Here is a 20,259-nt window from a genome sequence, read left to right as displayed (position 1 = left end):
CGCGATCCGCTTCGGGGAATTGTTTGAGCATGATGTTGCCGGAAAACCGCTGCACACTTTGCCGGATCGTGCTCTAAGATCGCGTCATTCCCCTCAACACCTCACGGAACTGCTGATGCCGAGCTTTCACAACGGCGCCGTTGAAATTGCCTATCTCGACGAAGGCGAGGGCGATCCGATCATCCTGGTGCACGGCTTTGCCTCCAGCAAGAACGTGAACTGGGTCTATCCGACCTGGGTATCGGAACTGCGCAAGAACGGACGCCGCGTCATCGCGCTCGACAATCGCGGCCACGGCGAGAGCGCAAAGCTCTACGAGCCCGCGCAATATTCTATACCCGTGATGGCGGGCGACGTGCTCGCACTGATGGATCATCTCGCCATTCCGCAGGCCGACATCATGGGCTATTCGATGGGCGGGCGGATGACGGCCTGGCTCTCCCTCAACGAGCCGCAGCGCCTGCGCTCGGCGATCCTCGGCGGCATCGGCATCGGCGGCCTGATCGAGGGCAGCGGTCCCGGCGAGAACGTCGCCAAAGCGCTGGAGGCGCCCGCGCTGGACGACGTCACCGATCCCGTCGGCCGCACCTTCCGCGCCTTTGCCGACCAGACCCGCTCCGACCGCCGCGCGCTCGCCGCGTGCCTGCGCGGCACGCGCGATCTCATGACAAGGCAAGAGGCCGCGCGCATCGAGGTGCCGGTGCTGATCGCAGTCGGCAGCGCCGACGATGTCGCAGGAAGTGCCAGCGCGCTCGGCGCGATCATACCGGGTTCCGAAGTGCTCGATATTCCCAATCGCGACCACATGCGCGCAGTCGGTGACAAGGTCTACAAGACCGGTGTGCTCGATTTTCTTTCACGCCGCGTCTGAGTCGGCAAATCCCTAGGACCTTTAGCTGAGTCTCTTGGCGCGCCTCAATGTCGGTGACGCCCGCTGCCTCACGCCACCTTGTCGCTGAACGCGGCGGGAAGCGTGTTGAGGAACGATATGACGCGCTGTGTGCGCAGGGGCGGGCGGCGGCCCGAGGTGCGCAGCATCCAAAGGGGTTCCCCAGGCGCGCGCCAGGGCGCCAGCACTTCGACCAGCCGGCCGGCGCGAAGGTCTTCGCCAACGAGCCACGATGGCCCCCAGCCGATCCCAAACCCATTCGCGATCAAGGCGAGCGAAGCGTGCGCGTCGTCGCAAATGTGCTTGGGTTTGGGCGTGACGCGAATGGGTCCTTTGCCGCGCGGATTGGCGAACCGCCAGGTCAGGATCTGACCGCTCGCGGGATTGCGGAAGCCGACGTGCTCGTGCGCGGAAAGCTCGAAGGGAGTGGCCGGCGCGCCGCGCGCCTTCAGATAAGCGGGCGAGGCGCAGGCGATCCAGGAGAACGTGCAAAGCCGCCGCGCCTGATGGCCGGGCGCGCGGTCGAGGGGCCCTGAGCGGATCGCGACGTCGACGCCTTCCGCCGCGAGATCGAGAATCTCGTTGCGGAATTTGACCTCGATCTCGATTTCCGGCCGTTCCCGCAGGAAGGCGGGCAGTCGCGGCAGGATGCAGGCGCGCGCGAACGAGGCGGGGGCGGTCACGCGCACCCGTCCGCCATCGTCGCGCGCGACTTCGCCGAGTGCGGATTGGACACGGGCGAGACTTTCGACCAACGCGCGTCCCGCCGTCATCAGCCTGTCGCCCTCTTCGGTCAGCGCCAACGAATGGGTGGAGCGATGCAAAAGCCGCAATCCGTGAGCCTGTTCGAAGCGGGCGACCGCCTTGGACATCGCCGATGTGGTCGTCCCCGCCCGCCGCGCGGCTTCGGCGAAGGAGCCCGCTTCGACGACGCGGACGAAGGCGAGGAGGCGCGAAAGGTCGGGAGGCAAAGTCGTTGTGGACATGAAGTCCACATAATCATGGCTATGAAGTCACTACAAGGGCCGGTCCCGAACGGCTAATTCGGAAGCGTCAGCACGCATTCTGCGGCGCTGGAAACGCGGGACGTCCGATGAACCCTATCGAAATCACCCTGCAAGCCCTCGACGCCGCCGAGCGTGCGATTCCGCCCGGCCAGCCGGTTTACATGCTCAATTTGCTGCGCTACCGCGCGCAGGCGCGTTACGAGGACGCCTTTGACGCCGCGCCCTGCTCGGGCCGCGAAGCCTTTCATGAACGCTACAGGCCGGCATTCCGGCGCCTTGCGGCCGGCAAGCCGATCGCGCCGATGTTTTCCGGGCCGATCCTCGCGAGCCTCGTCGGCTCGCCGGGCGAACGCTGGGACGAAGCGGCGCTCAATGAGTACGGTGACTTCGCCACCTTCCGCTCGATCGTCGACACCGAGACTTACAGGCGCGAAGTGGCGCCCCACCGGCACGCGGCGCTTGAGGATTTCCGGCTGTTCGCGCTCGCCAAGGCGATGTGAAACTATGGCGACAGTGCCAGGCGCCGTCGCTCAACGGCGTCACCGATCTCGGGCCCTATTGTTTCGGTGCTCTGATTTCCCGGACGGTGATTTCGGCCAGAGCGACAGCGTCAGTCACGCCGCGCATGTGAATGTCGATCATCCTCTTGGCGAGAAGATCACAGATCGGATCGCTTCGATCCACCACGTCGAGCTTGCGCAAGGCATGGTTGAAGGCGAGTTCAAGAACATGTTCCTGTTCGCGGGTGAGATCGACATTCGCAATCAGCCGTAGAATCGGCATGACGCTGCTCCCTGTTGGAGTAGGGCGGGAGCACAACCGGTCTCTCTGTCACCGATTGAAGCCACGGACCGGGCGGTGATGGAACACACTGTTCCTCAACGGCTTGGCAGTCAATGCCATCAGAGTGCCAAGCAAGCGATATTGCAACTAATCAGCAGGGCTGCGCTTTTGAGCTTCGAGGTAGTCGGCGCGCAAACGGTATTCTTCGGCGATCTCTAGCAGCGCAGCCTTGGTACGCCCGTCAGCCGACAGTGCTGCTTGCTCGCGGGCGGCATGTTCGAGGCGGCGGAATTCTCGGTCCATGCGAACAGCCTACCTGACCGAGACGGCTGCCGCATTAAACTGTGCAAATGTGTACACATCGTCCACTCCCTCAGGAGATTGGGAGCGATGAGGCTTCACCCCGATCTCATCCCGCCTTGCTGTCCTCGCCAAACCGCCGCGCCGCGGCCATCAGCACCACGAAGGTCGCGACCCACACCATGCGCGCGCCGTAGCGGTCGTGGGGGCCGGAGATCACGCCGCAGATGAACGCGTTGCCGAGCAGCGCCAGCGTCACGGTTGCCGCCAGCAGCGTCAGGTCGTCCAGCCGGCCGCTCGCCAGCGCATGGCCGAGCAGCGCCACCAGCGCCAGCATCGAGGCCAGCGCGACGGGGACATGCAGCCAGTTGAGATAATCGAAATCGACACCCCAGTTCTGCTGCCGCGCCGCGCGCATCGGCGCGGCCTGTGCGGGGATGTAGCGCTCGATGATGCCGCGGGTGTGCGGGATCCAGCCGTTGGTGCCTTCGCCGGTCGCCACGTGCAGCAATTGCTGGCCCATCGCGCGGAGTGCCGCGCCCGCCTGCCAGGCCGGATAATCCTTCAGCGACTGCACGACGATGGTGCCCATCTCCTCATTCATGCCTGCGAAACGGCCGAGCGTGTTGAACACGCTCTTGCCCCACAGGAATTCGTCGGCGCTCGCCGGCAGCTCGTTGCGGTAGGGACAAAGCTTGTAACGTTCGCGCGGGCAACGGTCGTTGAGATATTGCGCAACGATGCCGTCCTGCATCATGCGGCCGAAGGCGACGCCGTAGCCGCCGGGCGTCCAGGCCAGCTTGCCGGACAGCGCATAATTCGCCGACACCAGCATCAGGCCGCCCGCAACGATGGTGAGGCTCGCCTGCGCCAATCCCGCAATGGGCAGCCGTTTGCCCACGAACGGCCGCGCCATCCAACCCGCTGCGCAAAGTCCGAGCAGCACGCCGAGCGTCGCGCTGTGGGTCGCTGCGGCAAAGGCGGTGAAGACGAACAGCGAGATCTTCTCGAGCGCCGAGGTGCGGCTTGCGCCGATCACCAGCAGGAACAGCGACAGCACCGAGAGGCCGGCAAAGATGTCGGTGAGCAGCATGCTCGCAAGCCAGGGCAGCGCGGTCGACAGCATCAGGGAGAGACTGATCGCGACGAAGCGGAAGGTCTGCATCAAACCCAGCACGCGAAGCGTGAGCTGCAGCAGCCACAGCGTCGCCAGCGACTGGACCGCGAGGTTGATCCAGAAGCCGAAACCCTCGCCATAATGCAGATAGAGGCCGAACACCGTGGAGCGGCTGGGAACGAGATAGCCCTCGTACCAGCGCGCCAGATAGCCGCCGGTATCCCATTGCAACAGCGGATAGCCGTTCCAGAACGCCGGCGCGATCATCAGGAGGGGCAGGGCCACCGCCGCCAGGCGCAGCCAAAATGAGCCTGCGGCGCGCGCGCGCAGTTGATCGGTGGTGATGGTCAAATCGGCTCTGCCCCCGTTCGGATCATGCCCGCAATAACGGTTGGGGGCGAATTCACCAATAGTTTGACGCGGCCCGGCTTGAATTTGGCGAAACTCTGACCACCTTGAGCCGACCTTGCCGCTCGGGGCGTCAGAAGAAAGTCTTGTTTATCAATGCTTTGGCTTGCTCTCCGGGGCAAGGCACTGTTCACTCTCAGGCAAGCCCGTCAGGACTTTGTCGCCTAGACTGTGCTATAGAGCCAACAAAATCAGCCAATTCGAAAGAGCAGATCCCATGGCAGTGCATCAGGTCAATCCGGGAGGAAAGCTCGCATCGCTCGATCCGATCTGGGACCGGATCCGCAGCGAAGCGGAGGACATCGTCCGCCGCGAGCCGGAGCTTGCGACCTTCATCTATTCGTCGGTGCTGCATCACGGCCGACTGGAGGATTCGGTGGTCCACCGCGTCGCCGAGCGGCTCGATCATTCCGCGCTGTCGGGCGACCTGGTGCGTCAGGCCTATATGGACGCGCTGCGCGACGACCCCGATCTCGGCAACGCCTTCCGCGCCGACCTCGTGGCCGTCTACGACCGCGATCCCGCGACCTCGCGCTTCATCGATCCCTTGCTCTACTTCAAGGGCTTTCACGCCATCCAGACCCATCGCCTCGCGCACTGGCTCTATCTGAAGGGCCGCAAGGATTTTGCCTATTACCTTCAGAGCCGGTCCTCGGCGGTGTTCCAGACCGACATCAATCCCGCCGCGCGCATCGGCCGCGGCATCTTCCTCGACCACGCCACCGGTTTCGTCTGCGGCGAGACGGCTGTGATCGAGGACGACGTCTCGATCCTGCACGGCGTCACGCTCGGCGGCACCGGCAAGGAGAACGAGGACCGTCACCCCAAGATCCGCCACGGCGTCTTGATCGGCGCCGGCGCAAAAATCCTCGGCAATATCGAGATCGGCCATTGCGCGCGCATTGCCGCAGGCTCGGTCGTGGTCAAGCCAGTGCCGCACAACGTCACGGTCGCGGGCGTGCCGGCCAAGATCGTCGGCGAGGCCGGCTGCGCCGAGCCGTCGCGCACCATGGATCAGATGATCAACGCGATGGGGCTCTGAGAAGGCCTTGATGCTGCGAAGGGCCGGATTTTTCCGGCCCTTTTCCTCGCCAAATTCTTTGACAATTCGTGCTGGCGGTTCGCCGCATCTCGTCCTAAAACCCGCCGACCATTTTCGATCGGAGACTTGCCGTGGACGTCAAAGAAGTCAGAAAGTTAGATGCGTATCTGAAGCGCGTATTCGGCAATCCCAAGATCCGCGTCGTGCCGCGGCCGAAGAAGGACGATTCCGCCGAGGTCTATATCGGCGAGGAATTCATCGGCGTGCTCTTCGTCGACGACGAGGACGACGATCGCTCGTTCCAATTCCAGATGGCGATCCTCGAGGACGACCTGGTCGATCAGGAATAATTGTTGGCACGCCAGCGTCGCGAGCAAAGTGGAGCTTCGTAGCGTGTTGCGCTCTTCGTGTCTCGGACGCGCTGCAACGCTCTTAGCGTTGCAGCGCAGCGCCGGGACCCACAAGCTGCACACCGCAATCTCTGCACCATGGGCCCCGGCGCAGCAGCGCACCGTCGAAGAGACGCTGCGCCCCGTCCGGGGCACGCAGCGGAGCGTCCCAGAGGAGGACTGCCTGCCATGCGTCTTCAATTGCAGACTTCAACACTTCTGTAGCCGCTGCCACTGCTTGTTGTTTCAAGGCGACAGCCAGATCGAACCGGACGACAGATTCCACTGGTACAGACCATTTGACCAGACGACTGCGGCTTCGCAGGTGCAGCTTCGGTTTGCTTGCGCTCCGTGTCTCGCTTTTTGGCATCCTCGCGGGTCGCGACCGGCTTCTTGTCCTGCGCCTTCTCGCATTCATTGTCGTCGTTGATGCGATAGCCGGCGCGGCAGGTGATCTTCACGCAAGTATCGCCGTCCGCCTTGAAGCCGTGATTGCACACGAGCGGGCAGACGCGCCCCGGCTTGGCCTTGATGGCATCGAGCGCTTCGAAGCTCGCGAATTTGGCGTCGAACTTCGTGCCGGCATATTTGTTGAAGAGGCTGAGCGAACGCTGCGAGGTCGCATTCCAGTCGCCGTCCGCATTGCTCGCGAGGCATCCGACTCGACGGAGTTCTGACTGCACGAGTTTGGCCGTCTCCTGCGGCGACAGACTCGGCGCCGATTGAGCAGGGACCAGGGCCGCGACCTTCTGCTCAGCGTCACGCTGAGCCTTCTCTTTGGCGGCTAGCTCAGCCGCTGCCTTTTCGCTGGCGATTCTCTCGGCCAGCGCCTTCTCGGCAGCCTGCTTGTCGGCCAGCGCCTTGGCAGCTGCTTCTGCATCCTTCCTGCGCTGCTCGGCGGCCGCCGCTTTGGCCTCTTCGATCTGCTTGGCCTTCTCCGCGGCGATCCGAGCATCTTCGGCAGCCTTGGCCGCTGCTGCGGCTTTCTCCTGCTCGGCCTTCTTGGCCCGTTCGGCGGCAAGCTTTGCCTTCTCCTCCTCGGCCGCCCGCGCCTTCTCGGCCGCTGCAGCGCGGGCGTCTTCGGCGGAGATCCGGTTGAGTTGGGCCTTGGCGAGGTCGGTATAGAAGCCGCTCGGATAACGATTGAGGAACGCGGTCCAAACATCGCGCGTGCCGAGCTGGAGCGCCAGTTCGTAGTCGCGCCGGATGTCGCTGTCCGGGTTCGCCTGCGGTCCGGTCGCGACCGGCTTGGCCGGAACCAGGGCCACATCGTCGCCGCCGAGCGAGCCGTACACAAACGGCTCCTGCTTGTAGCCGGTATTCTTGAGCACGTCGTCGCGCACGAAGCCGAACGCCTTGCGCAGATCGAGCCCGGGCGTTGGCAGACGTTCGACGAGAGCCGCCGCGAACGGGCTGTTCTTGGAGTCGCCGTCGGACGCCGTCGAGCCCGCTTTCGCCGCGAACGCGATCATAGTGTTTGGGCTGGTCGGCTCGACCTTGGCGAGGCCGCGGCCGATGGCACGCGAGGCGATGGTACGCTTCATCGTCTTGGCAAACGGGTTGTCGCGACATGCATCGAGGATGATCAGGCGCAGCTGCTTTGCAGGTTCGACGGCGAACAGCGCGCGGTCCAGCGCGATCGTTTCGTCCAGCACGTCGCTGTCGGTCTCGAGCGTCGCGTCGGTCGGGATCAGATAGTTGACGCCGTCCAGTTCAATGCCATGACCGGCGTAATAAACCACCGCGACCCCAGCATCCCGCGCCTTGCCGCCGAAGTCACGCAGCGCCCGGCGCATCTCCGAACCGTTGAGGTCGAGCTTGATGTCGACGGTATCGAACCCGGCCTTCCTGAACATGCCGCCGACCAGGGTGGCATCGTTCGCGGGGTTCGCCAGCCGCGCCACGTTCTTGTAGGCCGAGTTGCCCATCACCAGCGCAACGCGCTTCTCGGCCAGCGCCGGGCCCGCTCCAGCCCAGATCGCAGCAATCAACAAAACAAACAGCCGAAGCCGCATTCCAGCCCCCGAATGCAATAGCGTCAGATTATTCGCAGCATGGCCAATCGCAATCTGTGCTCAGTGATATCAGTCACACATCCATGCGCCATCCGGGCAACCCCGTGCCACGCATCACGGTCATCATGCCCTGTTTTGGCCCGATGGGTCAATCATTATTCGAAAAAAACGAAAAGACTCGATGCTGCCCACGCTTGGCTACTGTGCATGGGGTTGTTTTCGACGTTTTGTTTTTGGAGGCTCCAGCCGACCCCGCTCAGCCCCGCGGCCCGCGCAGCTGCGCGGTCAGCCTCTCCATCACCTCCGCCACGTCGCGCCACTGCGACAGCCAGCTGCGTGGAAAGCGGAAGGTGAGGTCGGCGCCGCCGACGCGGCGCTCGGAGAGGCACATGCCGGGGGTGGCGGCATCGCGCGTGCAGCGCGCGGTGAGCGCGGGGCTCGCAGCCGAATAGAGGTCCTCGCTGCCGTAGGGCGTGTCGGTGCGGAACATGCGCATCGTCAGGCCGTCCGCTGGGCTTGCCGCGGCCGGGTCGAGATAGCGCGGATAGATCGTGGCCGTGCGCTGCTCGGGCGAGAGCGCATCGTGATGGGCCGCGATCGACAGGAAGATGCGGTCGATCGACTGCAGCGCCGCTTCCGCCGTGTCGGAGGTGACATGCTTGGGCGCGCCGGGCGGCTCCAGCGAGGGATAGAGGAAGTCGAGATCGATGCGCTCCTGCGGCCCCGAGTGCCGCTGGATCTTCATTCGGATCGCGGTTACCGGCAGGTTGAACAACGTGCCGCCGACGCTCACCGGCAGCTTGTCCGGCGCGTTCGCGCCCCGGCTGCCCCAGGTCGGCCACAGCAGATAGGCGACGAGCGCGACCGCAGCGACCGCCGCCACGCCGCCGAGCACGATCGGGACGACATGCGCCCGGGTGCGCGTGCGGGGGGACCTGAGGGGAGCTGCCGAGAACAATGTCATGAACTGCGCGAGGTCGACCGGAGGTCGGCCGATGGCCGACGAATCAGCGCGAATATGCCATGCGACGGCGCTTTCGCGCAGCGTTCCCGGCCGCTTGGATCGGGGACGGCCCCTGCACGGGACGGCCGGCCGCGTTAACCTTTCCTTAAGGATAATGTAGCGTTAACGGGCTCTGTTTGTCACAGGAAGGCACGCGCGTTGTGTAAGGGCGGAGCACTTCCGATGACACCTGAAGCTCTCAACACCTTCTTCTCGATCGGCATCGGTTTCGCGCTCGCGGGCGCGCTCGTGAACGGATACCAGGCGCTGGCGCAGCGGCCAGCCGGCTTCGGCCTGCTGCAGGACGGCGTGGCCCCGAAAACCTTCGCGGCGGTTCCCTTCCTGGTGTTCGCCGCGCCCTTCATCATCATGCGCAACACGCTGCGCGGCGTGCGGGTGGAAAGCCGCCGCATGGAATTCGTGATGATGGCAACCGTCATCGCCGCCTTTTGGAGCATGATGAGCGGCACCTTCTTCCTGATGACGCTGCGCGCCGCCGGCCTTCTGGTCTGATCCGAAGCACCTCGAGCGCGGCCGGCCCTTTGCGTCGCGGCTGCCGTTTGGCTATGCCAGTCGTCAACGCGACAGGAGACAGCCAATGGCCATCTACGAGCTCGACGGGCAGGCGCCCGACCTTCCCGCCGACGGCAATTATTTCATCGCCGAGACCGCGACCGTGATCGGCCGGGTGCGCTTGAAGCCGGGCGCGAGCGTCTGGTTCGGCGCGGTGCTGCGCGGCGACAATGAGTGGATCGAGGTCGGCGAGGGCGCCAACGTGCAGGACGGCTCGACCTGCCACACCGATCTCGGCTTTCCGCTTGTCATCGGCAGGAACTGCACGGTCGGCCACAACGTCATCCTGCACGGCTGCACCATTGAGGAGGGCGCGCTGATCGGCATGGGCTCGATCGTGATGAACGGGGCAAAGATCGGCCGCAACAGCATCGTCGGCGCGGGCTCCGTCATCACCGAGGGCAAGGAGTTCCCCGAACGCTCGCTGATCATCGGCTCGCCGGCCCGCGTGATCCGCACGCTCGACGACGCCCAGGTGCAGAAGATGGGGAGCGCGGCCCGGTTCTACGTGGCCAACGGTCCGCGCTTCAAGCAGGGCCTGAAGCGGATCGGCTGAACCTGCGCCCCGACGCCTCCAGCGAGGGGACTTCCCCATACCGTAAAAATACAGCCTGACGCTTTAATCCTCTGCTAGCGCGATCACGCTTATCATCCAGCGTTTTCAACCAAGAGGAGCGGCGCCATGGGAGCTGTGGCGCTGGAATCCGGTCTTGGGGCCGGAACCGAATTCTTGAAGAAATTGGTCCGTTTCGTGCGCGGCGCCGACACGCTGACCGTTGCGGAGAAGGTCTATAGCATTGCCGCCTTCCTCGCGATTGTCACCACTTTCCTGCTGGTGATGTCGGTCCAGTCGGTGCGCCTGCAGACGACGTATCGCCACCTGCATGCCACCTCCGCCGACGCGGCGGTCGGCGTCGGGCGCATCAACGCCCTGATCTACGCCGTCGTGATGGAATCGCGCGGCATCTACATGTCCGCCGATCGTGCCGCGATGAAGCAGTTCGCGGACGGGCTGGTGCGGCGCAACCGCGAGCTCGCCGAGGCCGTGAAGAGCATGGAGCGCACGGTGGGCGACGACGACGCCGAGCTGTTCTCGTCCTTCCGCCAGCGCATCCAGCAGTTCATCGACTTCCGCCAGGAGCTGGTGCGCCGCGGCGTCGAGATCAGCCCGGCCGCGGCCCGCGAGTGGGGCGACAACGACGCCAACCGCACCTTGCGCAGCAAGCTCAACAGCGATCTCGAAGCGCTCGAGCGCATCTACGAACAGCGCGCCAGCGAGGCGGACGAGCTCGCCGACAGCCACCGCTACGCAGCCGCCTATCTGTTCGCGCTGGGGCTCGCGGCGCTGATGCTGGCGGCGTTGAACGTCGTCGTCATGCGGAACTCGGTGGTCGGCGCGCTCGCCGATATCACGCAGGCCACCGACCGGATCGCGCAGGGCGACGTCAAGAGCGAGGTGCCGCATCTGCGCCGTCACGACGAGATCGGGCGCCTTGCACGCGCGGTACAGAATTTCCGTGACGCGGTGGCGCGCATCTTCGAGCTCGAGGAGCTCGAGCTCGGCACTGCGCAGGCGCGCGACGCGGCGATGACCGAGCGCGACAAGTTCAACGACAAGTACCAGGCCAAGAAGTGGCAGCTTTCGGCAGCGATCAACAACATGCCGCAGGGGCTGATCATGCTCGACGGCAAGGCCAATGTGGTCGCGATGAACGCCAATTACCGCAGGATCTACAATCTGCCTGAAACGATCCAGACCGGGTCGAGTCTCGAGGAGATCCTCCAGCACAGGGTCGAGAGCGGATTGTTCAGCGGCGACATCACGAAATACGTCGCGGCGGTGCTCGACCGCATCGCCAAACGCCAGCCGACGTCGTACGAGATCGCGCTGAACGACGGCCGCATTATCAAGATCTACGAGCGGCCGATGGACGGCGGCGGCTGGGTCTCGGTGCAGGAGGACGTCACGGAACAGCGCCACCGCGAACGCATTCTCGAACGGATGGAGCGCTTTCTCGCCACTATCATCGAGAACGTGGCCGAGGGCATCATCGCCAAGGACGCGCGCAATCTGCGCTACGTCTTCGTCAACAGGGCCGCCGAGAAGATGATCGGCATGTCGCGCGGCGAGATCATCGGCAAGACGGCACGGGAATTGTTCTCCGTGGAGGCTGCCGAATTGATCGAGCGGCGCGACCAGCAGTTGCTCGCACAGCGGCAGTAGCTCGAGCCGATCATCGACACCATCGACAATCCCGTCCGCGGGCGCCGCGTCATCTGCGCCCGCCGCATCCAGGTGGGGGGCGCCGGTGAGGAGTCCCACATGTTCGTGACCATGGTCGAGGATCGGACCGAACGGCCGGCGGCGGCGGCATAGCGGCCGGCGGCAGCTCGCATCTGCCGCGGGCTGCCGATGCTCGCGCGGAAGTGAGACAGTGTGGCTGTCACGAATGACCGACTGACGGTAGCTTGGTCCTGCTTTGAAGCGTGGAGCAACCTCCACGCGGAGGATCGAGTGATGTTACGCAGGATGATGATGACGGCGCTGGCCGTGGCGGCGGTCGGGCTGTCGGCGCCACAAAAGGCCGAGGCGGGCGGCGGTTTCGGACGTGGTGGAGGTTTTCACGGCGGTGGCTTCCATGGTGGCGGCTTCCATGGCTGGGGGCACCGTCATTGGCATGGCGGCGGCTTCTGGCCAGGGGTTGGGATCGGGGTAGGTCTCGCCGGCGCCGGCTACTACGGCGGTTATTACGGCTACGGCTACCCCTATTACGGCGGCCCCACCTATTATGGCGTCGGCTACAACGACGGTTATGGCGGCTGCTACGTCGTGCGCAAGCGCGTCATGACCCCGTCGGGATGGCGCTACCGCCAAGTCGACGTCTGCGAGTGAGGCGGAATAGCTGTTAAAAAACAAGGTCGTTGACGCAGTATACCGTCAACGACCTTGCCAGCCCCGGATATTGAAATCGGCTCACGCCATCCGGTAACGGCGAGCATCGCGCGGAATCATACCGGCGAATGTGATCCAGTTCACAAGTGGCGAAAATAAAGTTCCCGCACCGTGACCGGCTCAGCCGCCCGAGCGCTTGCGTGCGCTGGCGTGGCGGTGCCGCGCCGGTTTCCTGCGGGTAACCGATGGAGTCTCGACCTCGGTCGCCCGTGCACTGGCAAAGGACTGCCGCAAGCCGTCGATGGATTCGTTCAAGGCCGTGACCTGCTCCGACAGGCGCTTGGTGTCGGCCTGTTGCGCCGCCAGCAGCCGCTTCATCGTCTGAAGCTGGTCCTGCACCACCTGGAGCTGGTCGATCGATTCCTGCTGGGTCGCCTCCAGCCCCTTGGTCTTCTCGACCAGCTGCTCGGAGGCCTGGGCGGTGCGGGCCTGAAGCTGCCGCGAGGCCACCACCCGGTCACTCTCGGGGGCGGCGCCGGTATAGGCCCGCCAGATTGCGATCGACGTCACGCCCGCGATCAGCAGCAGGAGGGCTGCAGCAGTCAGCGCGATCGGCTGGGCGCCAAGGCGAAGGAGGGTGTTGGACGGCCTGTCCTGGGCGAGATCGATCATCGCTGACAAAACCCAAATTGAAACTTGGTGAGTGGCGAAGACCGGCAACCCAGAGGGGCCACCGGGGCGTCCCGAAAGCCTTACGTTTCGGCAAGGAATGGGACCAAAAAGAGGCTGAGCGGCAAAAAACCAGTGATCAGCGGCCCTTGCAGCCCGGGAGCGCCGCGCAGGGGGCAGGGATCAAGGCTGAAATTGCGAGAACGGCCCGGAATAGCTCTTTGCGCGCGGTGCCGCATAGGGCCCGAGCCGGGAGGTCTTCAGTCCAAGGCGCACCAGTGATTCCGTCAGCGTCACGGCGGCGGCGACGCCGTCGACCACGGGAAGGCCGTGCGCGGCGGCGAGCTCGCCTGCGAGATCGGCCATGCCGGCGCAGCCGAGCACGATCGCTTCTGCCCGGTCGTCACGGATGGCGGCGGTGATCTCCGCCGAGATCTTGCCGAGCGCATCAATGTTGCGCTCTTCCAGCGCCAGCACCGGGACCTCGGCGGCACGGACGCCGGCGCAGCGTTCGGCCAGGCCGTACTTCCGCAGATTGTGCTCAATCGGCACGATGGAGACGCCGAGCGTGGTCACCACGGCAAAGCGCGCCGCGATCAGGCTCGCGAGGTGGAAGCCGGCCTCGCCGATGCCGATCACCGGCGCTTTGGCGGCGGCACGCGCGGCATCCAGGCCGGTGTCGTCGAAGCAGGCGATGATGTGCGCGTCCGCGCCGTCGCGATCTGCCTCGCGGATGCAGCCGAGCATGCCGGGCACCGCGAAAGCTTCGTCGTAAAACCCCTCGATCGAGACCGGGCCCATCGCCGGCTGACGCGCATCGATCACGGTGCCCGCGAGGGCAACGCTGCGCGCGGCAGCGGCGATCTTCGCCGTCATCGACGCGGTTGTGTTGGGATTGACGACGTGAAGCCGCATCAGAACAGACGAGTCCTTATCTCAGACGAGTCCCTTGCCGGCGTCCGAGCCCTTGGCCGCCTGCCGCTTGTTGAGCACGTGAATGGTGCCGAGCGCAAGCGTGATGACCGTGAACGAGACCGCCGAGATCACGGTGCCGAGCGCGTAGATGTCGGGGTTGGTCACGGTGGTGGTGAGGCCTTGAAGATCCAGCGGCAACGTGTTCACGGCGCCGATCGCCTGGCTCGAGCGTGCGAGCTCGTCCCAGGACAGCGTGAAGCCGAACAGGCCGATGCCGATCACCGAGGGCAGGATGATCGGCAGCACGACATGGCGGAACGTCTGCCACGGTGTCGCGCCGAGATCGCGCGCGGCCTCTTCCAGCCGCGGATCGAAGCGGTTGAAGATCGCGAACATGATGAGCAGCCCGAACGGCAGTGTCCAGGTCAGGTGCGCGCCGAGCCCGGACGTCAGCAGGCCCATCGAGGTCTCGAAATTCTCGTTCCAATGCGCCTTGATCAGGTCGTCGATGATGCGGAACTCGAGCGAGATGCCGAGCGAGGTGATGATCGAGGGCACGATGAGGCTGGCGATCGCCGAGTAGAACAGGATGCTCTGCGCCTTGAACTTGCGTCGGAACGCCATGCCGGCGGCGACCGACAGCACGACGGTGACGATCATCACGACGATGCCGAGCAGCAGCGAGCGGCGGAAGGCGGCGCCGAGATCGACGATGCCGGTGCCCTGGAACAATTTCGCGATCCAGAAGGTCGATACGCCGTTCATCGGGAAGGTGAGGCCGCCCTGCGGCCCCTGGAACGACAGCACGTAGATCGCGATCATCGGCCCATAGAGAAACAGCACATAGGTCGCGAAGAAGATCGCGAGCACGTAGAACGAGCGGGGGCGTCCTTCCTTCATGCTCTAGAGCTCCTTCTTGATGTCGACGATGCGCGACATCATGGTGATGATCAGGAAGGTGATCGCGAGCAGGATCACGGCATTGGCCGCGGCGGCGGGGAATTGCAGCGCGTTGACCCGTGTCTCGATGATCTTGCCGGCGGCGGCGATCTGCTGGCCGCCCATCACGCCGATGGTGATGAAGTCGCCCATCACGATGGTGATGACGAAGATCGAGCCGATCACGATGCCGGGCTTGGCCAGCGGAATGATGACGTTGACGAGGGTCTGGAAACCGCTGGCGCCGGCATCATAGGCGGCCTCGATCAGCGACTTGTCGATGCGCACCATCGAGTTGAAGATCGGCACCACCATGAAGAAGGTGAAGAGGTGCACCAGTGCCAGCACCACGGAGAATTCGGAGAACAGCAGCCATTCCACGGGATGGTTGATCAGGCCCGTCTTCATCAGGCCGGTGTTCACGAGGCCGTTGCGGCCGAGCAGCGGGATCCAGGCGATCATGCGGATCACGTTGGAGGTCCAGAACGGGATCGTGCACAGCAGCGACAAGCCCATCTGCCAGGTCTTGGACTTGACGTGGAAGGCGAGGAAGTAGGCGACCCAGAAGCCGACGAAGAGGGTGATGGCCCAGACCAGGAAGCAGAGCTTCAGCGTCTTCAGATAGGTCTTGGCGATGGTGCAGAGCTCAGGGAGCTGCGCGATGCAGCCTTCGAACGTGTCGGTGTAGCCGCGGCCGGAGAAAGCCGGCAGCAGCTGGTATTCGTTATAGTCCCAGAACGAGACGATGACGACGAAGACGAGCGGAATGAGGAAGAACGCGAGAAGCACCAGCATCATCGGCCCGGCTTGGAGCCAGGAGATGAAGGACGGCGACAGGCGCGTCGGCTTTGCGGCGCGCGCTGTGCCCGACCCCGGGATCAAGCCCGGGGCTGCCTGTTGCAGGACTTCTTCCGACATGTCCGTTACGCCGCGATGAACTCGTTCCACTTGCGGACCATGTAGTCGTTCTCGTCCATCACGGCGTTCCAGCACGCGACCCCGCCCATGCGATCCTCGTAGGAGCCGCCGTCACGCACCGCGCCGGCCTTTTCCAGCAGCGATCCGTCGGGCGCCTTGATGTCCTTCTCGGCCGGCTTGCCTTCCATCCAGTAGGCCCATTCGTAGGGCTCCATGTGGGCCTTCGCGGTGGAGAGCACGGCGGAGTAATAGCCCTGGCGGTTGAGATAGGCGCCGGCAAAGCCCGACAGGAACCAGTTCACGAATTCATAGGCCCATTCGAGCTTGGCACCCGAGACGCCCTTGGATACGCAGAAGCCGGAAGCCCAGGACCGATACCCTTCCTTCAGCGGCTGGAAGGTGCAGGGGATGCCCATCGAGCGCACCTTGGTGACCGCCGGCGACCACATCGACTGAATCACGGTCTCGCCCGAGGCCATCAGGTTGACGCTCTCGTTGAAGTCCTTCCAGAAGGCGCGGAACTGGCCGGCCTTCTTGGCCTCGGTCATCACCTTCATGGTGAGATCGATCTCTTCCTTGGTCATGTTGCCCTTGTCGGCATATTTGTACTTGCCGGAGGCTTCCACGACCATGGCGGCATCCATGATGCCGATCGAGGGGATGTTGAGGATTGAAGCCTTGCCCTTGAATTCGGGGTTGAGCAGCTCGGCCCAGGTGCTGATCGGACGCTTGATCAGGTCGGGGCGGATGCCGAGCGTGTCCGCGTTGTAGACGGTCGGGATCAGCGTGACGAATTCGGTCGCCGACGTCGCGAACTTCTTGGAGTCCTTGCCTTCGAGATAGAGCACCTTCCAGGGCGCGGTGCCCTGGCCGCCGATCTTCTTGCCGCCGGGCGTCTCGCCCTTGGTGAAGACGGGCGTGATGTTGCCGAACTCCTTGATCTTCTTGGCGTCGAGCGCAAGGATGTTGCCCGACGGCACCAGCTTCTTCAGCGAGAAATATTCGGTATCCAGCACGTCGAAGGAATTCGGCTGGGTCATCACGCGTTTGGTGACGTCGTCCGTGGTTGCGGTGATGTATTCGATCTTGATGCCGGTGTCCTTCAGGCACTGCTTGGCGATGTCGTCGCCCTCGTTCACGGCCGTGCCGAGATAGCGCAGCACCTTCGCATCGGCCGACTTCACGTAGGGAAAGCCGGTGATCGCGCCGGAGCCGGCGGCGAGGCCGGCGAGACCCGCGGTGCCCTTCAATAGCGTGCGGCGGCTGACGCCGGTCTTCCTGGTCGTCTCGGTCATTTCGCTCACTCCTCTGTGTTGCGCATTTCCGTGGTGAAGGGTGCTATTGCAGGCGTTGCGCCTTGGCGGGATCCCAAGTCGCCAGCACGCGATCGCCCGGGCGGAACGGATGCACGTCGAAGGCGGCCTCGGGAACGTGGGAGAACAGGGCGGTGCCGTCGTCGAGCGTGAGCGATACGGCGATGTAGGAGCCCTGGTACTCGGTCTGGGTCAGCAGCGCCGGCGCGCCGAAGGCGCCGTCGACGAACGGCACGATGCCGAGCTGATCGGCGCGAACGGCGATGAGATTGCCGGCGTCGCTGAGCACGTTGTGGCCGCCGATGAATCGGGCCACGAATTCGGTGCGGGGACGATGGAAGATGTCGCGCGCCGTGCCCTGCTGCTCGATCCTGCCGTGGTTCATCACCACGATGTGGTCGGCGAGGGCCATCGCCTCTTCCTGGCCGTGGGTAACCTGGATGAAGCTGATGCCGAGCTCGCGCTGCAGCCGCTTCAGCTCGCCGCGCATCTTGACGCGCAGGAACGGATCGAGCGCCGAGAGCGGCTCGTCGAGCAGGAGGATCTGCGGCTCGGTGATCAGCGCGCGCGCGAGCGCTACGCGCTGCTGCTGGCCGCCCGAGAGCTGCGCCGGAAGACGGCCTGCATATTGGCTCATCGCGACCAGCTCGAGCAATTCGCCGGCGCGCTTGTGCCGCGTCGGCTTGTCGATGCCGCGCATCTTCAGGGCGAAGGCGACGTTGTCGAGCACGGTCAGGTGCGGAAACAGAGCGTAGGACTGGAACATCATCGCGGTGCCGCGCTTGGCGGGCTCGAGGTCAGTGACGTTCTGCGCGCCGAGGATGATGTCGCCTTCGCTGACCGCCTCGTGACCTGCGATCATGCGCAGCGTCGAGGTCTTGCCGCAGCCGGAGGGGCCGAGCAGGCAGCAATAGGTGCCGGCCGGGATCTTCAGGTTGACGTTGTCAACGGCCAGCGTGGCGTCGTAGCGCTTGGTGACGGCGACCAGTTCGAGAGCGGCGGGAATGGCCATGGCGTATCCGAGGAGGGGCGTTGCGTCCCGCCTCTCTCCGCAAGGTCCGTGCCAACAGCCCGCGACGATGCGAATCTTAAAAACTGTGCAGCGGAGTCAGATCGTTAGATCGATTCGGTCCCAATTTATCGGGCCGTCACCCGTGCAGCCAGCTGCACACAAAACGGGCGAAGATTGTATAAAGTTTCGCCTGTGATTGGATACAGCTCGTCGACTAACATTGCAGGCCGAACGTTCGTCGATCGAGCCCTCACAATCATGGCCGCCAAGACCCGCCAGAAATCCGATGCGCCAGATGCAAGCGATCGCGTCAGCCGTATCCGGGAGGGTGTGACTGCCGCGATCCTCGAGCATCGCCTGCTGCCCGGCACCAAGCTTGGGGAGGACGAGATCGGCGACATCTACGGCGCAAGCCGGACGCTGGTGCGCTCAGCGCTGCAGCAGCTTGCGCATGAGGGCATCGTCAACATCGAGAAGAATCGCGGCGCTTTCGTTGCGCGCCCGACGCCGGCTGATGCCCGCGAGGTGTTCGAGGCGCGGCGTCTGATCGAGCCCAGCATCGTGGACCGCGCCATTGACGCGGTCTCGCCGGCCTGGCTCGATCGCCTGCAGCACCATCTCACGGAAGAACGCGAGGCCGAGTTGCGCGGCGATGCCCGCGCCTCCGTCCGTCTGTCCGGCGAGTTTCATCGTCTCGTCGCCGAGATGAGCGGCCACAGCATCTATCTCGGCTTCCTGAAGGAGCTGATTGCGCGCTCCTCGCTCATCATCCTGCTCTACCGCCGTCACGACACGCCCGCGTGCGGCACCGATCACCACGCGGGGATCGCCGCCGCGATCCGCAAGCGCGACAAGGCGCGCGCCGGCGCCTTGATGCTGTCGCACCTGAACGAGATCGAGGCGGAGCTGTTCCTGAAGGATCCCGCCGCTGACGAACTGCGGCTGGCGGACGTGCTGGGGGCGTGAGAAGGGCGTCGCCAGCGCACGGGATCGGCGGGTCCGGACGCTATTGTGGCTCCAATCCGAGATTCTTGATCGACTCCAGCCAGACCGGCCCTTCTTTTTCGTAGAGGGCGACCGAGGATGCGCGGTCCATTGCCGGCGCATCGACCCCGAAGGCCTCCAGCAGCTTCTGGACACGCTCGGTCTTGCCGCCTTCGACCATGAGCTTGGCGAGCAGCTCGATCCGGTCGGGCGGCGTCGCAGCGGGCGCCACCAGGGTCGTGAAGCTGGTCAGCTGGAAGACCTTGCCGGTGACCCCCTGCTCGGTGAACGTCTTGGTGTCCGGCAGCTTCTTCATGCGAACCAGTGACGGAACAGCGATCGCGCGGCCAACGCCGGTATCAAGGACCGGAAGCGCGGCTTGGTAGCTGCCGGTCGCGGCCTGGATGACGCCGGCCGCCAAGTCCTGCCACATCGGCGCTTCGCCGCGGTAGTGCACGATGGAGATGTCGAGGTTATATTGGCGGTTGAGTTCGGCGATCGCGATGTGCGCGAACGAACCGATCCCATACGAGCCTGCCGTGACCTTGTTGCGGCGCGCATAGGCGACGAAATCTTCGATGGACTTTGCGCCGGTGGCGGAATGGACGACCAGCGGCAGATGACCCGATGGTGTCATCGCGACGATCGTGAAATCCTTGTCCGGATCGTAGGCGAGCGACTTCAGCAGCAGCCGGTTTCCGAGCAGGGTGGACGAGATCGTGTACATCAGCGTGTAACCGTCCGCCGGCGATTCCTTGACCGATTGCGCTGCCAGCGCGCCGCTCGCTCCCGTCTTGTTTTCGACGACGACCGGCTGTCCGAGCTTCTGAGAGATGTAATCGCCATAGGCGCGGGCGAACGCATCGGTGATGCCGCCGGCGGGCGTCGAGACGACGATCTTGATGGCTTTGGTCGGCCAGGCTTCGGCCGCGGACACGTCAGCCGTGGCCAGCACCAGGCCTGCAATTGCAGCGCCCAGCATTGCGACGAATGTCCTCACTTGCCCCTCCCGTTTTGTTGCGTCTTTGGGCGCCCTTTGGCCGCCGGGCAGAGACGTCACACGACCAGAGCCAAATAGAAACAACATTTC

General features: G+C 64.4%; 22 protein-coding genes. 9 read left to right on the top strand and 13 right to left on the bottom strand.

Features of this window, described 5'->3' with window-relative positions; all coding sequences use genetic code 11:
- Positions 1–115: 115 nt before the first annotated feature.
- The gene (locus I6F17_RS11850; RefSeq protein WP_225130852.1) at positions 116–871 is read left to right on the top strand and encodes an alpha/beta hydrolase; all 756 of its coding nucleotides are present in this window, start codon (positions 116–118) and stop codon (positions 869–871) included.
- Positions 872–939: 68 nt separating this feature from the next.
- Here I6F17_RS11850 and I6F17_RS11845 read toward each other — a convergent pair whose 3' ends face one another.
- Positions 940–1,875, bottom strand: a complete 936-nt coding sequence (locus I6F17_RS11845; RefSeq protein ID WP_225130854.1) for a LysR family transcriptional regulator — start codon at positions 1,873–1,875, stop codon at positions 940–942.
- A 107-nt stretch (positions 1,876–1,982) separates the two neighbouring features.
- Here I6F17_RS11845 and I6F17_RS11840 point away from each other — a divergent pair, with 107 nt between their 5' ends.
- Complete coding sequence (locus tag I6F17_RS11840) at positions 1,983–2,396, top strand: hypothetical protein (RefSeq protein WP_225130856.1); 414 nt, start codon at positions 1,983–1,985, stop codon at positions 2,394–2,396.
- A gap of 55 nt (positions 2,397–2,451) precedes the next feature.
- Here I6F17_RS11840 and I6F17_RS11835 read toward each other — a convergent pair whose 3' ends face one another.
- The 3 genes from I6F17_RS11835 to I6F17_RS11825 all read right to left on the bottom strand — a co-directional run bounded on the left by I6F17_RS11835 (position 2,452) and on the right by I6F17_RS11825 (position 4,447).
- Complete coding sequence (locus I6F17_RS11835) at positions 2,452–2,679, bottom strand: hypothetical protein (RefSeq protein WP_225130858.1); 228 nt, start codon at positions 2,677–2,679, stop codon at positions 2,452–2,454.
- A 147-nt stretch (positions 2,680–2,826) separates the two neighbouring features.
- The gene (locus I6F17_RS11830) at positions 2,827–2,982 is read right to left on the bottom strand and encodes a hypothetical protein (protein ID WP_156447197.1); all 156 of its coding nucleotides are present in this window, start codon (positions 2,980–2,982) and stop codon (positions 2,827–2,829) included.
- 106 nt (positions 2,983–3,088) lie between these two features.
- Positions 3,089–4,447: a hypothetical protein gene (locus tag I6F17_RS11825; protein WP_225130860.1), complete on the bottom strand. Its 1,359-nt coding sequence runs from the start codon at positions 4,445–4,447 to the stop codon at positions 3,089–3,091.
- 274 nt (positions 4,448–4,721) lie between these two features.
- On the opposite strand from I6F17_RS11825, the gene cysE reads away from it, so the two are divergent.
- Both cysE and I6F17_RS11815 read left to right on the top strand, forming a co-directional pair.
- Positions 4,722–5,546, top strand: coding sequence for a serine O-acetyltransferase (cysE, locus tag I6F17_RS11820; RefSeq protein WP_036029708.1), 825 nt, complete (start codon positions 4,722–4,724; stop codon positions 5,544–5,546).
- Positions 5,547–5,677: 131 nt separating this feature from the next.
- Positions 5,678–5,896 carry a DUF3126 family protein gene (locus tag I6F17_RS11815; RefSeq protein WP_007602550.1) on the top strand — a complete coding sequence of 73 codons (219 nt, stop codon included), beginning with the start codon at positions 5,678–5,680 and terminating at the stop codon, positions 5,894–5,896.
- Between the two features lie 236 nt (positions 5,897–6,132).
- Here I6F17_RS11815 and I6F17_RS11810 read toward each other — a convergent pair whose 3' ends face one another.
- Both I6F17_RS11810 and I6F17_RS11805 read right to left on the bottom strand, forming a co-directional pair.
- Positions 6,133–7,950 (bottom strand): caspase family protein, encoded by a 1,818-nt coding sequence (locus I6F17_RS11810; protein ID WP_225130862.1) that lies wholly within the window; start codon positions 7,948–7,950, stop codon positions 6,133–6,135.
- A gap of 256 nt (positions 7,951–8,206) precedes the next feature.
- A complete protein-coding gene (locus I6F17_RS11805; RefSeq protein ID WP_225130864.1) occupies positions 8,207–8,914 on the bottom strand; it encodes a hypothetical protein in 708 nt (235 codons plus the stop codon).
- A 222-nt stretch (positions 8,915–9,136) separates the two neighbouring features.
- On the opposite strand from I6F17_RS11805, the gene I6F17_RS11800 reads away from it, so the two are divergent.
- The 4 genes from I6F17_RS11800 to I6F17_RS11785 all read left to right on the top strand — a co-directional run bounded on the left by I6F17_RS11800 (position 9,137) and on the right by I6F17_RS11785 (position 12,419).
- Positions 9,137–9,466 (top strand): hypothetical protein, encoded by a 330-nt coding sequence (locus I6F17_RS11800; RefSeq protein WP_036015295.1) that lies wholly within the window; start codon positions 9,137–9,139, stop codon positions 9,464–9,466.
- An 85-nt stretch (positions 9,467–9,551) separates the two neighbouring features.
- Complete coding sequence (locus I6F17_RS11795; protein WP_036044000.1) at positions 9,552–10,082, top strand: gamma carbonic anhydrase family protein; 531 nt, start codon at positions 9,552–9,554, stop codon at positions 10,080–10,082.
- A 126-nt stretch (positions 10,083–10,208) separates the two neighbouring features.
- Positions 10,209–11,750, top strand: a complete 1,542-nt coding sequence (locus I6F17_RS11790; RefSeq protein ID WP_225130865.1) for a PAS-domain containing protein — start codon at positions 10,209–10,211, stop codon at positions 11,748–11,750.
- Positions 11,751–12,044: 294 nt separating this feature from the next.
- Positions 12,045–12,419, top strand: a complete 375-nt coding sequence (locus I6F17_RS11785) for a hypothetical protein (protein ID WP_036044002.1) — start codon at positions 12,045–12,047, stop codon at positions 12,417–12,419.
- A 180-nt stretch (positions 12,420–12,599) separates the two neighbouring features.
- Here I6F17_RS11785 and I6F17_RS11780 read toward each other — a convergent pair whose 3' ends face one another.
- The 6 genes from I6F17_RS11780 to I6F17_RS11755 all read right to left on the bottom strand — a co-directional run bounded on the left by I6F17_RS11780 (position 12,600) and on the right by I6F17_RS11755 (position 18,185).
- On the bottom strand, positions 12,600–13,091 hold the full coding sequence (locus I6F17_RS11780) for a hypothetical protein (RefSeq protein ID WP_036015282.1): 492 nt from the start codon (positions 13,089–13,091) through the stop codon (positions 12,600–12,602).
- A 180-nt stretch (positions 13,092–13,271) separates the two neighbouring features.
- Entirely contained in the window at positions 13,272–14,003 is a 732-nt protein-coding gene (locus I6F17_RS11775; RefSeq protein WP_225130866.1) for an aspartate/glutamate racemase family protein, read from the bottom strand.
- A 21-nt stretch (positions 14,004–14,024) separates the two neighbouring features.
- Positions 14,025–14,903 (bottom strand): ABC transporter permease, encoded by an 879-nt coding sequence (locus tag I6F17_RS11770; RefSeq protein ID WP_225130867.1) that lies wholly within the window; start codon positions 14,901–14,903, stop codon positions 14,025–14,027.
- Positions 14,904–14,906: 3 nt separating this feature from the next.
- Positions 14,907–15,860, bottom strand: coding sequence for an ABC transporter permease (locus I6F17_RS11765; protein ID WP_225130868.1), 954 nt, complete (start codon positions 15,858–15,860; stop codon positions 14,907–14,909).
- Positions 15,861–15,865: 5 nt separating this feature from the next.
- Complete coding sequence (locus tag I6F17_RS11760) at positions 15,866–17,155, bottom strand: PotD/PotF family extracellular solute-binding protein (protein WP_036044006.1); 1,290 nt, start codon at positions 17,153–17,155, stop codon at positions 15,866–15,868.
- 43 nt (positions 17,156–17,198) lie between these two features.
- The gene (locus tag I6F17_RS11755) at positions 17,199–18,185 is read right to left on the bottom strand and encodes an ABC transporter ATP-binding protein (RefSeq protein WP_036044007.1); all 987 of its coding nucleotides are present in this window, start codon (positions 18,183–18,185) and stop codon (positions 17,199–17,201) included.
- Positions 18,186–18,443: 258 nt separating this feature from the next.
- Between I6F17_RS11755 and I6F17_RS11750 the strand changes: the two genes are divergently transcribed.
- The gene (locus I6F17_RS11750; RefSeq protein WP_036044008.1) at positions 18,444–19,151 is read left to right on the top strand and encodes a GntR family transcriptional regulator; all 708 of its coding nucleotides are present in this window, start codon (positions 18,444–18,446) and stop codon (positions 19,149–19,151) included.
- 40 nt (positions 19,152–19,191) lie between these two features.
- On the opposite strand, the gene I6F17_RS11745 is transcribed toward I6F17_RS11750, so the two are convergent.
- Positions 19,192–20,169, bottom strand: a complete 978-nt coding sequence (locus I6F17_RS11745; protein ID WP_225130869.1) for a tripartite tricarboxylate transporter substrate binding protein — start codon at positions 20,167–20,169, stop codon at positions 19,192–19,194.
- Positions 20,170–20,259: the final 90 nt, after the last annotated feature.

It is taken from the genome of Bradyrhizobium sp. NBAIM18, assembly GCF_020193825.1.
GTDB lineage: Bacteria > Pseudomonadota > Alphaproteobacteria > Rhizobiales > Xanthobacteraceae > Bradyrhizobium > Bradyrhizobium yuanmingense.
This window is presented reverse-complemented; position numbering and strand designations above follow the sequence as displayed.